This is a genomic window from Actinospineispora eucalypti, from assembly GCF_039543365.1.
In the GTDB taxonomy this organism is placed as follows: domain Bacteria; phylum Actinomycetota; class Actinomycetes; order Mycobacteriales; family Pseudonocardiaceae; genus Pseudonocardia; species Pseudonocardia eucalypti.
In genome coordinates this window covers 20,227-34,594 of record NZ_BAABJP010000058.1, presented here as the reverse complement: position 1 = coordinate 34,594, position 14,368 = coordinate 20,227, and the positions used below count along the sequence as shown (strand labels likewise).

Genomic DNA, 14,368 nt, shown 5'->3' with positions numbered 1-14,368 from the left:
GATTCGCGCGTCCATTGCGCACCAGCGGGCCGCCGGCTGTCAAGGGCAGAACGGCGACATGAGCGGGCAAAACCCGCGACACGAGCCGGGGATACCCGCGATATGGGCGGGTGGGGGCACGGGGCGCGGGTGGTCGGTAGGGTCGGCGGGCGTGACGGTCGAGGGGTACGAGCCGGCAACCACGAAGTCGCTGGCCCGGCCACTGGTGTGGGCGTTCCACATGGCGCTGCCGCTGATCGGCCTCTGGCTGCTGGTGGCCCAGCCCGACCTGGACGTCAAATGGCTCTACCAGGGCGCACACTTCGCGCTGGTCGCGGCGGCCGCACTGATCAGCACCGCGGTGGGCCTGCTGGTGAACGAGGCGGCGCGGCGACGCGGCGACGCGCGGCTGTTCCTGGTCGGCCTGGTGTTCGTCAGCTCGTCCGGGTTCCTGCTGATGCACGCGCTGGCCACGCCGGGCATCTTCCTGGCCCAGGACAACCCGGGGTTCGAGTTCGGCGTTTCGGTGGGGCTGGCGCTGTCCGGGCTGTTCGCCGCGCTGTCCGCGCCGCGCCGCCCGTCGCCGGTGTTCCTGCGGCACGGCCGCGCGATCCGCGCCGCGCTGCTGCTGGTGATGCTCGCCTGGGGCGCCGCCACCCTGCTCGAGGTGCCGCCGCTGGCCGGCCGGCCCACCCAGGCGCAGGTCGACGCGCTGCTCTGGCCGCTCACCGTCGTCGGCGTTCCGCTGTTCGGCTACGCGGCGTTCCGTTGCTTCCGGGACTACCAGCGCCGGTACAGCGTGGTGCTGCTCAGCGTGCTCACCGCGCACCTGCTGCTGGCCGAGGCCCTGCTGGCCATCCCGATCGGGCACCTGTGGCACCTGTCCTGGTGGCTGTGGCACCTGCTGATGCTGCTCGGCTTCGGCTACGTCGCGTACAGCGCCCACATCCAGTACCGCCGGGAGGGCACGTCGGCCGGCCTGTTCGACGGGGTGGGCAGCGAGCAGACCATCGCCCGGCTGCGCGGCGAGTACGGCGCGGCCCTGGAGGCGCTGGTCACCGCGATGCGCCGGCGCGAGTCGCTGGACAACCCCGGGCTGACCGAGGAGATCCAGCTGATCAGTGCCGGTCTGGCCGCCCGGTTCGGGCTGACCGAGGGGCAGACGGCGGTGCTCGGTCGCGCGGCCGAGGCGCTGGCCGGCGAACGGGCCCAGCTGGCCAAGCTGCACACCATGGTCGGCATCGGGCAGCAGGCGAGCGTCATCCTCGCCGAACGGGAGCTGCTGGAGCAGAGCCTGGCCCGGATCACCGAGGGGTTCGTCAACCACAGCGTGCGGATCGGCCTGGTCACCGACGGCCGGCTGCGTTTCCCGGCCAACCTGTCCAGCCAGCTCACCGAGCCGCTGCCGGCGGAGGCCGACGCCTGCTCGCGGGCCCTGGGCACCCGGGCGCCGGCGGACGACGGCGCGGGCGGCATGGCGCTGCCGCTGGTGGTGAAGGGCCGGCCGGCCGGGGTACTTCACCTGCGCCGGGCCTGGGGCCGGTTCGACCAGCGGGACACCGCGCTGCTCGAGTCGCTGTCCGCGCAGCTCTCGGTAACCCTGGAGAACGCCCGGCTGTACCGGCAGATCGACGGCCTCTTCCGGCAGTACATGTCCCCGGACGTGGCCACCGCGCTGATCGCCGACCCCGCCCAGGCCGCGCTGGGTGGGGCGCAGGTCGAGGTCACCGCCCTGTTCGCCGACCTGCGCGGGTTCACCACGTTCTCCGAGCGGGTCACCCCGGGCGAGATCGTGGAGCTGCTGAACCGCTACTTCGCCGCCGCCACCAAGGAGGTGCTGGCCGAGGGCGGCACCGTGGTCCAGTTCGTCGGCGACGCGATGATGGCGCTGTTCAACGCGCCCGTGCGGCAGCCCGACCACCCGGCGCGGGCGGCGCGCGCCGCGCTGGCCATGCAGGACGCCATCGCCGCGCTTGCCGCCGATGATCCGGAAGCGCCAAGATTCCGCGTAGGGGTCAACACGGGCGCCGCGCTGGTCGGCAACATCGGGGGCGAGCAACTGCGCAACTTCAACGCCATGGGCGACGCGGTGAACGTGGCCGCCCGGCTGCAGACGGTGGCCCAGCCGGGCACCGTGGTCATCGGCGAGTCCACCTACCGGGGCCTCGGCGAGATCCCGGCCGAGGTCACCGCGCTCGGCGCGCTCGCGCTCAAGGGCAAGCAGGACGAGGTGCGGGCCTTCGTGCTGCACTCGTTGGGCGGGCGGCCGGCATGAGCACCCAGCCGGAGACCCCCGGCGCCGAGCTCGGCGGCCAACTGACCGAGCAGGAGCGCACCGACCTGCACCGGGTGGGCCACCGCCGGCAGGTGAAGAGCGGCGCACCGATCTTCATCGAGGGCACCCGCTCGGACAACGTGATCATCGTGCTGGCCGGCCGGGTGAAGGTGTTCTCCACCGCGCGGGACGGCACGGAGAGCGTGCTGGCCATCCGGGGTCCCGGCGCGCTGCTGGGCGAGCTGTCGGCGATCGACGAGGCGCCCCGCTCGGCCTCGGTGACCGCGCTGGAGCCGGTGGAGCTGCTCACCGTGGGCGCCAACGAGTTCACCGCCTTCCTGCGCGACCGGCCGAGGCTGATGTGGCTGCTGGTGCGCATGCTGACCGCCCGGCTGCGCGACGCGGACCGCAAGCGGATCGAGTTCGGGGTGCACGACACCCTGGGCCGGGTGGCCCGCCGGCTGGTCGAGCTGGCCGAACGGCACGGCGAGCCCGTTCCCGAAGGCATCCGGATCACCGTGCCGCTCACCCAGGACGAGCTGGCCAGTTGGGTCGGCTCGTCCCGGGAGGCCACCGCGAAGGCTCTGCGCGCGCTGCGCGACCGGGGCTGCCTGCGCACCCAGCGGCGCACCATCGTGGTGCTCAACCTCGCCGAGCTGCGCCGGCGGGGCGGCCACCTCTCTGTGTAGAAGTACCTGCTCAGGGCCGGTACAACGGCCTACTGGCCGACGCTCCGCGCACGGATAGTTGTTCCCGTCAGAACAGCAGGCAGCCCCGGCGGTCGAGCCGGGGAACCAAGAGGGAGCAACGATGTCGTACTACCACTACCAGAGCGGCCACCGTGGCCATGACGGTCACGACAGCGGCAAGGGTCACCACTGGAATGGCTCCAAGGGCGGCCACTGGAGCGACAAGGGTGGCCACTGGGGCAAGGACGACTACTGGAACGGCAAGGGCCACTACTCGGACAAGAGCAGCTACAAGTACGACTACAAGGATGACCACGACTACAAGTCCAGCTACAAGTACAAGAGCTACGACTACGACTACAGCAACTACCACCACTGAGTAGTTGGACCCGTCGGGCTCGCGGCCGGCTGTGGGGGTCGTGGTCGTAGTCCGGCACCAACCGGAGCGGCGGGTACGCAATGTGCCCGCCGCTCCGGCGTGCGCGCCTCAGCCGGGTTGGGTGACGGGCATCCCCGCCAGCCACTCGCCGACCGCCGCGCCCGCGCGGCAATTCCGCGGCGGATCTCCATCGAGTGCGACACCATTCTGCTTCGATCTTGAAAAAACCAGACTCGTGTCGACCTCGAGGAACCGAGCGGGCCGAACGCGACCGCCACCGGTCACACCCGGTAGCAAAGCCGGCTGCTCGGAACGGGAACCGCGGCAGGGCGACCACCGCGCCGCCGACCAGGCCATCTTCCCAACCCACGCCGAACCGGCCGGCCGAAAACGACCAGCGCGAAACCTTGGCTAAGCGGAATCCGAACATGATGAGCATCGAGACGCCCATCCCATTGCGCGAAGCGATATTTTATGGCCCGTCCCAGGGGTCGATACGGTCGAATTCATGGAGTGGACTTTTCGGACGGCCGAAGAAATCGCGGCTGCCCTGCGTGCCGGTGAAGTGACCGCGGTGGAACTGGCGGACGAGGCGATCGCCCGGATCGAGCGGGACGACAAGGCGGTCAACGCGATCTGTGTGCCGGACTTCGACCGGGCGCGGGCCGCCGCGCGCGGCGCCGACCGGGCGCGGGCTCGCGGCGAGGACCGGCCGCTGCTCGGCATTCCGGTGACGGTCAAAGAGTGCTACAACATCGCCGGGCTGCCCACGAACTGGGGCATGCCGCGGTACCGGGACCATATGCCGGCCGAGGACGCGATACAGGTGTCGCGGCTCAAGGCCGCGGGCGCCGTGGTGCTGGGTAAGACGAATGTGCCCTTGGGGCTGCAAGATATCCAGAGCTTCAACGAGATCTACGGCACCACCAACAATCCGTGGGATCACGATCGCACGCCGGGCGGATCCTCCGGCGGATCAGCGGCGGCACTGGCGTCCGGATTCGGCGCGCTGTCCATCGGCTCCGACCTCGGCGGTTCGCTGCGCACCCCCGCGCATTTCTGCGGTGTCTACGCGCACAAGCCGACACTCGGGCTGGCGGCAACCCGCGGCATGGTCGCGCCGGCCGAGCCGGCTCTGCCGGTCGACCTTGACCTCGCCGTCGTCGGTCCGATGGCGCGTAGCGCCCGCGACCTCACGCTGCTGCTCGACGTCATGGCCGGACCGGACCCACTGACGCTCGGCCTCGCGTACGACTTGACGCTGCCGCCCGCGCGCCACGAACGGCTGCGCGACTTCCGGGTCCTGGTCCTCGACGACCATCCGTTCATTCCGACCGGGTCCGCCGTGCGGGCGGGGGTGCACCGGGTGGCCGACGCGCTGGCCGACGGCGGCGCCCGCGTCGAACGGCGCAGTCCGCTGCCGCCCGACCTGGCCGAAGCCGCGATCCTCTACACGCGGTTGCTGTTCTCGGGCTCCGTCGCGCGTTTTCCCGTCGAGCCACCCGAGCAGCTACGGGCCCGCGCCGCCGGGCTGGGCGCGGGCGATCAGAGCCTCGACGCCGCGCGGCTGCGCGCCATGGTGTTCAGCCATCGCGACTGGATCGAGGCGAACAACCGCCGTGAGCTGCACCGCCACGGCTGGCGGCGGCTGTTCGCCGAGTTCGACGCCGTGGTGTGCCCGATCACGCCCACTCCGGCGTTCCCGCACGACCACAACCCCGATCCGATGCAACGCCGACTGGACATCGACGGCGTCGGGCATCCGTACTTCGACCAGCTCGTCTGGGCCGGCCTGGCCACCATGCCCGGCCTGCCCGCCACCGCCATACCGGCGGGCCGGTCGCCCGAGGGCCTGCCGGTGGGAGTGCAGCTCATCGGTCCGATGTTCGAGGACCGGACCCCGCTGCGGCTGGCCGAGCTGCTCGAGCAGAAGATCGGCGGCTTCCGGGCGCCGAAGTAGGATGATCAGGAAACCCTCGGCAACGACCTAGGTGACCGCAATGACCGCGCGCACCGCGATGACCGTGATCAGCGCGAGGGCGACCAACAGCACCCCGGCCAGCAACACCTTCACCGGCACGGCGGACGGCGGATCGGCCGCCGCTCGTGCGCCGGCGTCCGGCGCGCCGGCGACCTGGTCCCCCTCGGCTCCATCGGAGGAACCCGCCGCGGGGGTGTCCAGCAGGGTGGCGGCGGGCGCGCCCGGGGCGTGCAGGCTCAGCACCGCGCCCAGGGCCACCGAGTGCTTGCCGTGCGGCGACGTGTCGAGCAGCGCGGGTGACACGCCGAGGCCACCGGTGATCGCCCGAGGGACCAGCGGCATCAGGGTCGACCCGCCCACCAGCAGCACGGCGGCGAGCTGTCCCTCCTGAGCGCCTTCCAGCACCTTGCCCAGCGCCTCCACGGTGGCGCCCACCGGTTCCTCCACCAACGCCTCGAACGTCGGCCGGTCCAGCGGCACCTCCATGCGCCGCCCGGGCAGCGACACCGGGATCATCACCTCGGGCCGGCTCGCCAGCGCCTCCTTGGCCCGCACGCAGTCCCGGCGCAACCGCTCCATCGCGGCGGCGGCGGCCGGGTCGGCCAGGTCCAGGCCGTCGAGGGTGGCGCCGCCGACCCGTTCGGTGACGTAGCGCAGCACGGCGTCGTCGAAGTCCGTGCCGCCGATGTTTTCGTATCCCTCCGGGGTTCCGACCAGGGCGAACCCGACCGGGGTGCGGCGCAGCAGCGCGGCGTCGAACATGCCGCCGCCCAGGTCGTAGACCGCGACGAACTGGTCCTCCCGCACCGGCCGGCGGGCGTGGAACTCCTCCGCCGCCGCGTGCGCCTCACCGACCAGGTGCACCTCGGGCGCACCGGCCAGCCGACCAGCCTCGGTCAGCGCCCGGCGCCGGTACGGCCCCCAGCTGGCCGGGTGGGTCAGCACCAGGGACTCCGGGGCGGCCCCGTGGAATCGCTCGCCCCGGTCCAGGGCGTGACGGAGCAACCGGCCCAACAGCGACTCGACCGAGTGCCGCTCGTCCCCGAAGGGCAGCGGGGTCGGATCGCCCAGCCGGCGCTTCAGCGCCCGCAGCACGGAGCGGGGGTCGGTGGCGGCCAGCCGTTCGGCCTCCTCGGCCACCACCGGCGCGGATGCCCAGCCGAGGCTGGCCGGCACCACCGGCCCGGCCTCGCCGAGCGGCAGGGGCGCTATCCGGTCCTTCCGGCCGTACGCGGCCGCGAGATGGCTGGTACCCAGGTCGACGGCAAGCTGGTAGCCCATCAGAAGTGCAGCCCCTTGGTGCCGAAGACCCACAGGCTGGAGGTCAACCAGAGCCCCACCAACACAGTGAACAGCGCCGACCCGAGCACCGGAATGGCCCAGCCGGGCAGGCCGCGCTTGGTCAACGCCAGCATCTTGGCCACGAAGGCGCCGTAGAACGCGCAGCCGAGCACCGAGTGCACCAGCACCCGGGGGGTGCCGTACTCGAAGCCCAGCGCGAACAGGCAGTGCACCATCACCGGCACGGTGAGCAGCACGGCCAGCCGGCCGGACCAGCGGTGCAGCGCGGGCATCACCGAACGCAGCGAGTTCAGCCGCAACCGTCCGTAGAGCGCTGCCCCCGACACCACCTGGACGACGGCCAGCAGCGTCGCGGCGGTGGTCAGCCAGGCCTTCACGTAGAGGCCGCTGCTGAACCCGGCCACGTTGATGGCGAAGCCGGTGGGCTCGTGCAGGCGGCCGTACACCCCGAGCAGCACGGCCACGCCGCAGCCCACCGCCAGCGGCACCAGCAGCGCGGCGGCCCACGGGTCGGACCGGCGCGGCGGCTTCGGCGGTGGCGGCGGCTCGGGACGCGGACGGAACAGGGCGTCGCTCGGGCCGCCGGGGCTCCTCGGCGGCTCGACGGTCGGGCCACCAGGGTTCCTCGGCGGCTGGGTGGTCGGGCCGCCGGGGTTCCTCGGCGGTTGGGCGGTCGGGCCGCCGGGGTTCCTCGGCGGCTCAGGGGCCGGGTACGGACAGGTCATGGGGGTCTCCGTGGCTCAGCGTTCGGCGGGTTGGGCGGGTTCGGCGGGCGGGGGCTAGCGGCTGACCACGAGGTCGCCGCCGCCGACGTACTGGGCGTTCGCGCCCTCCAGCGGGGCGGCGGGCATCGGCGCGCCGCCCTCGTTGGCCAGGCCGGTCACGTTGCCGTACGAGTCCTTGATCCAGCCCGAGGTGCGCGAGCCGTTCTTGGACCGGTACAGCCCGGCCGGGGCCTTCGCCGCGTCGGCGGAGTACTCCCAGGACCTGCCCTTCGCGGAGACCGTGCCGGACAGCTTGCCGTCGGACAGCGAGCCGGTCAGCTTGTTGCCGTTCTTGCCCGAGGCGTCGATCTTGCCGCCGTTCAGCACGCTGCCCTGGTACCAGGCCTCGACGTCCTTGCCGTTGCACAGATAGGCGGAGACCTGGTTGTTCCGGACGGTCACCGCGATGGCGATGTTCGAGGGTTCCTCGGTCTTGCCGGTGTACTTCGCGTCCTCGGGGAACGCCTCCGGTAGCGGCGCCCCCGGCCCGGCCTGAGCATTCGGCGCCTGGGCGTTCGGCGCGGCCGCGTTCGGGTCAGCCTGGGCGTTCCCGCCGGCTTGGGCGTTCGGGGCGGCCGGCGCGGCGGCCGGTGGCGCGGCCGGGGCGGCCGGGGCGGCCGGCGGGGTGCCGGCGGCGGCGGTCGGGGTCGGGTTGTTGGTCCCGCGCATCATGTTCACGGCCAGCAGGCCCAGCGCGAGGACGACAACCACCAACAGGGTCAACAGGGGCCCGCGTTTCATGGTCTTCTCCTTTTCCTCCGGCAAATTCTGACCGGAGAGGGCCCGGAGTTCCGTGCACAAGTGCACACAACGGCCGTGCAGATTTACCGCCGCCGGGCGAGTGTGTCGAAGTACCCATACAGCGGCGTTACAACGCCGTACTCCCGCGTGGCCCCCGGGCGGACAGTGGATGCCTACCGACGAGGGGACCCCCAGATGACTACGCAACCGGAACCGGACGCGCGCGAGACCCGGGCGCTGGTCCTGGTCCCCCGCCGGCCCGAGCGGCCCGCCGAGCGGCCGCGCGAACGCTACGTCATGCCGCTGCCGGAACGTGCCGCGATGTGGCGCGAGCAGCTCTCCGACGAGCTGGCCGCCGTGTACAGCGACGTGGACTTCGACCTGCGCCGGCGCGTTCAGCAGGTGCTCGTGGCGGTCGAGGAGACGGTCGGCCAGCTGGACCCGGCCAAGGACTGGCCGGCGCTCGCCGGCTGGCTGCGCGATCGCCTGGCCTTCGAGATGCGGGAGAACCACCTGCTCGCCGCCGGGTCGATGCGGGCGATCTCGCTCCGCTCCGCCGAGCGGCTGCGCCTGGGCACCACGCAGGTCATCGACCCGCCGGTGCCCGCCCCGCCGACCGACCTCGCGGTCTCCCTGGCCGAGGCCCCGAAGGGGCCGGAGGCGGCGCGCACCGGGGGCGTGATGAACGTGGTACTCCGGGGCTACCTGGGCTTCGTCATGTACTTCATGCTGAGCCACTTCGTCGGCCTGGACCTGCCGCTCGCCCTGGGCCTGCTTCCGGCGGCGCTGATGGCCGGGTTGGCCGTGCGCGAGGAGCGGACCCGCAAGCTGGCCACCCGCCGCGCCGAGGCGGAGCAGGCGCTGCGCGGGTACGTCGCCGAGTTCGGGATGTGGGTGGGCAAGGGCTCGCAGGACCTGCTGCGCCGGATGGAGCAGGACCTGCGCGCCGGCTACGAGGCCCGCATCGACGCGGCCCTCGCCCGGCGAGCCCACGCCTGACTCGGCGGAACGGCTCGACCAGCTGGGCCAGGTAGCCGGTCGGGCAGTCCGGCTTGGCGAACGCCAGCCGCCCGGGTTCCGCGTGGGCCAGCCCGGACCAGTCGGGGAGCTCGCCCATCGGCTCCCTCCCCGGTCGGCTACGAGGTGCGCTGTTTCGGCAGGTAGTTCTGCGGCTTGTCGGAGGTGTCGAAGGTGCTGTACGCGAGGCCGTCCCAAACATACTCGGGGTTCCGGAAGCGGTTCGTCATGAAGTGCCACATGTCGAAGCCGGGAATCATGTATTCCAGCCCGTGAATGTAGGTGAGGACGTCATCGTCGAATGCCAGCGGACCGGACAGAATGCGCTTGCGCAGCCGCCAGAACTCCTCGTCGTACCGCTCCGCCTGGTCACACAGCTGGTCGAACGCCTCCTGCAGCTTCATTTCCTCCTTGAGGATGAGGAAGTAGGCGAGATTGCAGTGCTCGCCGTGATTCGACTCACGACCGAAGGATGTGAGGTCGTTCACGATCTGGGAGTGGTAGATCGCCATTCGGCCGATCTTCTCCACGTCCGGGTCGGTGATCTGCTGCTCGGTGATGTCCGCACCCACCGCGTATTCGAGCTGCGTAAGAATGCAAGGGCCGGAGTAGTTCTCGAAACGGAAGCTGGAGAACTCCTCCACGGTATCCAGATCCATCGCGTGGCTGCCCGGGTGGATCAGTTCGCGGCGCAGCCGGTCGAGGTAGATCTGGAAGGTGTCCACGAACCGCCCGGACAGACCCTCGGACATGTCGACCTGCATACCCTGGATACATTCGGCCATGACCCGGGAGATGTCGGTGGCGAACTCGACCGGCCGGCCGTGGATCGACCGCTCCAGCTCCTCGACCATGTGCAGCGCCTCGCGCTCGGTCATCCGGTAGCGCGAGTTGGCCGCGTCGTCGACCGCGGTGAGTGCCTCGTAGTACTTCATGAGCCATACCACACGATGACGGCTTGCCGCTTTTGGAAATCCCGACAGAACGACATCTCGGACGTTTTGCGAAATGAAATACTCCAGCTGGTCCGCCGCGTAGCTGTTGGCGTAAACCTCACGCATCCAGTCGGCGACCTCGGTAGCCGTGGTCTCGTCGCTATAGCGCCGGAGCGGGAATATCGTCTGCAGCTCACGAAGGTGTACCGAGTCGGAAATCCGTGCCGCCACGGCACTGTTCTCACGCATGACTTCGAGCTCCTCAGATAGCCGCGGGAATGAGTAGATGAGAGACCCATCGTAAGCACTGACGTCATCCTTCGCGACAGGTCCAGAAGGGTGACCCGAGTAACTGATAATAGCTTTCCGACTACTCTGAATCGGCGAATGATCGGAGCACATTAAGCGCCGGTCAGCCCAGCCCCGGAGCCGCCGCGTGACCGGGTCCGGCCGCCGCACCCCCGCCAACCAGGCACGATCGGGCAATTACCTCGCGCCCCAGGTGTCTCATGGACCCCATCGACCCCGGCGGCCGCCTGCGCCGTCAAAGATTTGGTTAGCCTTAGCTATCTAGGCAAGAACTCTCTTGCAAAGCACCCGGCCGTGACATAAGGATAGGCTTACCTTATTAACGCGGAGGGGGAACCGTGTCACTGAGGACGCCCGAACCGGGCGCCGCTCTCGTCACCGGGGCGGCCCGGGGCATCGGCGCGGCCGTGGCGCTCGCGCTGGCCGAGGCCGGCCACCGGGTCGCCGTGCTGGACCGCGACGCCGGCGTGCGGGACACCGCCGACCGGCTGCGCGACCTGGGTGCCGAGACACACGCGCTGGTCGCGGACGTGTCGGACGCCGGCCAGGTCGGCGAGGCCGTGGCCGAGGCGGAAGCCGCGCTGGGACCGACCGAAGTACTGGCCAACGTGGCCGGCGTGCTGCGCACCGGCCCGATCCTGGAGCTGGCCGACGAGGACTGGGCCGCCTGCCTGGCCACCAACGCGTCCGGGGTCTGGCACGTCGGACGGGCGGTGGGCCACCGGATGTACGCCAGGGGCCGGGGCAGCATCGTGACCGTCGCGTCCAACTCGGCCGCCGTGCCCAGGGTCGGCATGGCCGCGTACGCCGCGTCCAAGGCGGCGGCGGTCATGATCACCCGCGGCCTGGGCCTCGAGCTGGCCCCGGCGGTGCGCTGCAACGTGGTCTGCCCCGGCTCCACCGACACCCCGATGCAGCGCGCGCTGTGGCCGGACCCGGACGACGGCGCCGGCGCGGCCGGCATGATCACCGGCTCGCTCGACTCGTACCGCCTGGGCATTCCGCTGGGCCGCATCGCCGACCCGGCCGACGTGGCCGACGCGGTGCTGTTCCTGGCCGGGGACGCGTCCCGGCACATCACATTGCAGACCCTCACCGTGGACGGCGGCGCGACGTTGGGCGCGTGACGGCGGTGAGGCTGGTGGCTTTTCAGGAGGGGCGTTCTACCGTGGGACCCGATCACACCCCGTGGCCGGCGGCGACCGCCGCCCGCTACCGGGCGGCCGGCCACTGGCGCGGCCAGAGCTTCGGCGCACTGCTCACCGCGCTCGCGCAGGCGCACGGCGACCGGACCGCCGTGGTCGGCCGGCCCGCCGACCCCAGCCCGGCGCCCGACTGCGAAGCCGGCGCCTCGGGTCGGGCGCCCGGTTCGGCGCCCGACGGCGCCTCCGCCGGCGAAGCCGGCGCCCCGGGTCGGGCGCCCAGTTCGGCGCCCGACTGCAACACAGACGGCTGGGCGCGCTGGACCTACCGCGAGCTGGACCGGCGCGCGCACCGGCTGGCCGCCGGCCTCGCCGGGCTGGGCCTGGGTGCCGGCGACCGGGTAGTGCTCCAGCTGCCCAATGCGCCGGAGTTCCTGTCGGTCATCTTCGCGCTGTTCCGGCTGGGCGCCTGGCCGGTGTTCGCGCTGCCCGCGCACCGGGAGCGCGAGCTGGGCCACTTCACCGAGCAGACCGACGCCGCCGCGATCATCACCGTCGACCGGCACCAGCGCCACGACCACGCCGGCACGGCCCGGCGGGTGGCCCACGCGGTGGCCTCGGTTCGCCGGGTGGTGGTGGTCGGGGACCCGGAGGCGGCCCGGGCCGCCGGCGCCGTGCCGTTCACCGAAGTGGACGCCGACCCGGTGGAGCTGCCCGATCCGGACCCGGCCGCAGTGGCGTTCCTGCAGCTGTCCGGCGGCAGCACCGGGCTGCCCAAGCTGATCCCGCGCACCCACGACGACTACCTGTACAGCGTCCGGGAGAGCGCCCGGATCTGCGGCCTGCGCCCGGAGAGCGTGTACCTGGCCGCGCTGCCGGTGGCGCACAACTTCCCGCTCAGCTCCCCCGGCGTGCTCGGCGCGCTGCACGCCGGGGCGACCACCGTGCTGGCGCCCAACCCGGACGCGGACACGGTGTTCGAGCTGGTCGAGCGCGAGCGGGTGACCATCACCGGGGTGGTGCCGCCGCTGGCCGCCGCCTGGGTGGCCGCCGACGCGCGCAACCGCTACGACCTGTCCAGCCTGGCCGTGCTACAGGTGGGCGGGGCCAAGTGCGGCCCGGAGCTGGCCGGGCGGATCGGCCCGGCGCTGGGCTGCGCGGTGCAGCAGGTGTTCGGGATGGCCGAGGGGCTGGTCAACTACACCCGGCTGGACGACCCGGAAGAGCTGGTAGTGCGCTCCCAGGGCCGGCCGATCTCCCCGGACGACGAGATCCGCGTCGTCGACGCGCGCGACGAACCGGTGCCGGACGGCGAGGCCGGCGCACTGCTCACCCGGGGTCCCTACACGATCCGGGGCTACTTCCGGGCGGCCGAGTACAACGCCACCGCGTTCACCGCGGACGGCTTCTACCGCACCGGCGACCTGGTCCGCCGGCTGCCGACCGGCCACCTCGAGGTGGTCGGCCGGGTGAAGGACCAGATCAACCGGGGCGGCGAGAAGATCGCCGCCGAGGAGGTGGAGGACCACCTGATGGCCCACCCCTCGGTGCTGGACGCGGCCGTGGTGTCGCTGCCCGACGAGTTCCTCGGCGAGCGCAGCTGCGCCTACGTGATCCCGGCGGCCGGGTCGGAGGCGCCCACGGAACGCCAGCTGCGCCGGTTCGTGCGGGAGCGCGGGGTGGCCACATTCAAGGTGCCGGACCGGGTGCTCGTGGTGGAGCGGTTCCCGGTCACCGGCGTCGGCAAGACCAGCAAACGAGAGCTTCGGGCCGCACTGCGCGCCCGGCCAGAACTGGAGAGGTGAGAGATGTCCCTGCCGCGGATCACGTCCTATGCGTTGCCCAAGGCCGACGAGCTGCCGGCGGGCCGGGTGGACTGGCGCCCCGACCCGGACCGGGCGGCGTTGCTGGTGCACGACATGCAGCGGTACTTCCTGGCCCCGTTCGCGGCGGACGCCGACCCGGTGCGCGGCCTGGTGCGCAACACGGTGACGCTGCTGGCCGCCTGCCGCGAGCGCGGCGTGCCGGTCTTCTACACCGCGCAGCCGGGCCGGCAGAGCACCCGGGACCGGGGCCTGCTCACCGAGTTCTGGGGTGAGGGCATCGGTGCGGTGATCGACGCCGACCCGCGCGCCGAGGAGATCATCCCCGAGCTGGCCCCCCGGCCCGGCGACCGGAAGCTGACCAAGTGGCGCTACAGCGCCTTCCAGCGCAGCAGCTTCGCCGAGCAGCTGGCCGAGCTGGGACGGGACCAGTTGCTGATCACCGGGGTTTACGCGCACATCGGCTGCCAGGCCACGGCGGTGGAGGCGTTCATGCGCGACGTGCGGCCGTTCCTGGTGGCCGACGCGGTGGCCGACTTCTCCCGCCGCCACCACGAGCAGGCGGTGGAGTACGTGGCGCAGCGCTGTGGCGCGGCGGTCACCACGGCGGACACCCTGGATGTGCTGGCGTCACGGGTGCCCGGCGACCAGAAACCGGCGGCGGTGTGATGGCCGCCGAGCTGAGCCTGGACCGCCTGCGCACCGACGTGGCCGACCTGCTCGACTGCGAGCCGTCCGAGCTGGACCCGGACGCCGACCTCTTCGACCAGGGCCTCGACTCGTTACGCCTGATGCGCCTGGTCGAGCTCTGGCGCGAACGAGGCGCGCACGACATACGCCTAGCCGACCTGGCCGAGCTCCCCACCCTCCGCACCTGGTCAACGGTCCTGACCCGCTAACCCACCCCGGCGAGCCAGCGCTTCCATCACCGCGAGTCGGAGGTTCCATCACCGCGAGTCGGAGGTTTCAGCACACCGAGTCGGGGGTTTCATCACCGCGAGTCGGGGGTTTCAGCACACCGAGTCGGAGGTT

At 71.8% G+C, this 14,368-nt stretch carries 13 protein-coding genes; 9 read left to right on the top strand and 4 right to left on the bottom strand.

The features are described from left to right. The first annotated feature begins 151 nt into the window (after nucleotides 1-151). From ABEB12_RS37775 to ABEB12_RS37760, 4 genes are all read left to right on the top strand, one after another. On the top strand, nucleotides 152-2,254 hold the full coding sequence (locus ABEB12_RS37775; protein ID WP_221497609.1) for an adenylate/guanylate cyclase domain-containing protein: 2,103 nt from the start codon (nucleotides 152-154) through the stop codon (nucleotides 2,252-2,254). Beyond that, entirely contained in the window at nucleotides 2,251-2,943 is a 693-nt protein-coding gene (locus tag ABEB12_RS37770) for a cyclic nucleotide-binding domain-containing protein (RefSeq protein WP_185059922.1), read from the top strand. Before ABEB12_RS37775 ends, ABEB12_RS37770 begins: the two co-directional genes overlap by 4 nt. A 121-nt stretch (nucleotides 2,944-3,064) precedes the next feature. Beyond that, nucleotides 3,065-3,322 (top strand): hypothetical protein, encoded by a 258-nt coding sequence (locus tag ABEB12_RS37765; RefSeq protein ID WP_185059921.1) that lies wholly within the window; start codon nucleotides 3,065-3,067, stop codon nucleotides 3,320-3,322. A gap of 508 nt (nucleotides 3,323-3,830) precedes the next feature. Next, nucleotides 3,831-5,282 carry an amidase gene (locus ABEB12_RS37760; RefSeq protein ID WP_185059920.1) on the top strand — a complete coding sequence of 484 codons (1,452 nt, stop codon included), beginning with the start codon at nucleotides 3,831-3,833 and terminating at the stop codon, nucleotides 5,280-5,282. 27 nt (nucleotides 5,283-5,309) lie between these two features. Here the strand turns inward: ABEB12_RS37760 and ABEB12_RS37755 are convergent, their stop codons facing one another. From ABEB12_RS37755 to ABEB12_RS37745, 3 genes are read right to left on the bottom strand one after another with little or no spacing between them, the layout of a single operon-like run. Then, nucleotides 5,310-6,584, bottom strand: coding sequence for an Hsp70 family protein (locus ABEB12_RS37755; protein WP_185059919.1), 1,275 nt, complete (start codon nucleotides 6,582-6,584; stop codon nucleotides 5,310-5,312). Continuing rightward, the gene (locus tag ABEB12_RS37750; protein ID WP_221497608.1) at nucleotides 6,584-7,330 is read right to left on the bottom strand and encodes a DUF6529 family protein; all 747 of its coding nucleotides are present in this window, start codon (nucleotides 7,328-7,330) and stop codon (nucleotides 6,584-6,586) included. The genes ABEB12_RS37755 and ABEB12_RS37750 overlap by 1 nt, the downstream gene beginning before the upstream one ends. Before the next feature lie 54 nt (nucleotides 7,331-7,384). Beyond that, nucleotides 7,385-8,110, bottom strand: a complete 726-nt coding sequence (locus ABEB12_RS37745; RefSeq protein ID WP_185059918.1) for a hypothetical protein — start codon at nucleotides 8,108-8,110, stop codon at nucleotides 7,385-7,387. Between the two features lie 195 nt (nucleotides 8,111-8,305). On the opposite strand from ABEB12_RS37745, the gene ABEB12_RS37740 reads away from it, so the two are divergent. Beyond that, the gene (locus tag ABEB12_RS37740) at nucleotides 8,306-9,109 is read left to right on the top strand and encodes a hypothetical protein (RefSeq protein WP_185059917.1); all 804 of its coding nucleotides are present in this window, start codon (nucleotides 8,306-8,308) and stop codon (nucleotides 9,107-9,109) included. A 137-nt stretch (nucleotides 9,110-9,246) separates the two neighbouring features. Here the strand turns inward: ABEB12_RS37740 and ABEB12_RS37735 are convergent, their stop codons facing one another. Further along, a complete protein-coding gene (locus ABEB12_RS37735) occupies nucleotides 9,247-10,311 on the bottom strand; it encodes a terpene synthase family protein (RefSeq protein WP_185059916.1) in 1,065 nt (354 codons plus the stop codon). A gap of 398 nt (nucleotides 10,312-10,709) precedes the next feature. Here ABEB12_RS37735 and ABEB12_RS37730 point away from each other — a divergent pair, with 398 nt between their 5' ends. From ABEB12_RS37730 to ABEB12_RS37715, 4 genes are read left to right on the top strand one after another with little or no spacing between them, the layout of a single operon-like run. Then, nucleotides 10,710-11,498 carry a 2,3-dihydro-2,3-dihydroxybenzoate dehydrogenase gene (locus ABEB12_RS37730; protein ID WP_185059915.1) on the top strand — a complete coding sequence of 263 codons (789 nt, stop codon included), beginning with the start codon at nucleotides 10,710-10,712 and terminating at the stop codon, nucleotides 11,496-11,498. Between the two features lie 41 nt (nucleotides 11,499-11,539). Next, complete coding sequence (locus ABEB12_RS37725) at nucleotides 11,540-13,318, top strand: (2,3-dihydroxybenzoyl)adenylate synthase (protein WP_345703498.1); 1,779 nt, start codon at nucleotides 11,540-11,542, stop codon at nucleotides 13,316-13,318. Nucleotides 13,319-13,321: 3 nt separating this feature from the next. Further along, nucleotides 13,322-14,005 carry an isochorismatase family protein gene (locus ABEB12_RS37720; protein WP_185059914.1) on the top strand — a complete coding sequence of 228 codons (684 nt, stop codon included), beginning with the start codon at nucleotides 13,322-13,324 and terminating at the stop codon, nucleotides 14,003-14,005. After that, nucleotides 14,005-14,235, top strand: coding sequence for a phosphopantetheine-binding protein (locus ABEB12_RS37715; protein WP_185059913.1), 231 nt, complete (start codon nucleotides 14,005-14,007; stop codon nucleotides 14,233-14,235). The genes ABEB12_RS37720 and ABEB12_RS37715 overlap by 1 nt, the downstream gene beginning before the upstream one ends. Nucleotides 14,236-14,368: the final 133 nt, after the last annotated feature.

Bases quoted from the DNA above. Each gene is read 5' to 3' on its own strand.
- ABEB12_RS37755 (WP_185059919.1), bottom strand. From the start codon at position 6,584: ATGGGCTACCAGCTTGCCGTCGACCTGGGTACCAGCCATCTCGCGGCC.
- ABEB12_RS37760 (WP_185059920.1), top strand. From the start codon at position 3,831: ATGGAGTGGACTTTTCGGACGGCCGAAGAAATCGCGGCTGCCCTGCGT.
- ABEB12_RS37740 (WP_185059917.1), top strand. From the start codon at position 8,306: ATGACTACGCAACCGGAACCGGACGCGCGCGAGACCCGGGCGCTGGTC.
- ABEB12_RS37735 (WP_185059916.1), bottom strand. From the start codon at position 10,311: ATGCGTGAGAACAGTGCCGTGGCGGCACGGATTTCCGACTCGGTACAC.
- ABEB12_RS37765 (WP_185059921.1), top strand. From the start codon at position 3,065: ATGTCGTACTACCACTACCAGAGCGGCCACCGTGGCCATGACGGTCAC.
- ABEB12_RS37715 (WP_185059913.1), top strand. From the start codon at position 14,005: ATGGCCGCCGAGCTGAGCCTGGACCGCCTGCGCACCGACGTGGCCGAC.
- ABEB12_RS37750 (WP_221497608.1), bottom strand. From the start codon at position 7,330: ATGACCTGTCCGTACCCGGCCCCTGAGCCGCCGAGGAACCCCGGCGGC.
- ABEB12_RS37720 (WP_185059914.1), top strand. From the start codon at position 13,322: ATGTCCCTGCCGCGGATCACGTCCTATGCGTTGCCCAAGGCCGACGAG.
- ABEB12_RS37770 (WP_185059922.1), top strand. From the start codon at position 2,251: ATGAGCACCCAGCCGGAGACCCCCGGCGCCGAGCTCGGCGGCCAACTG.
- ABEB12_RS37745 (WP_185059918.1), bottom strand. From the start codon at position 8,110: ATGAAACGCGGGCCCCTGTTGACCCTGTTGGTGGTTGTCGTCCTCGCG.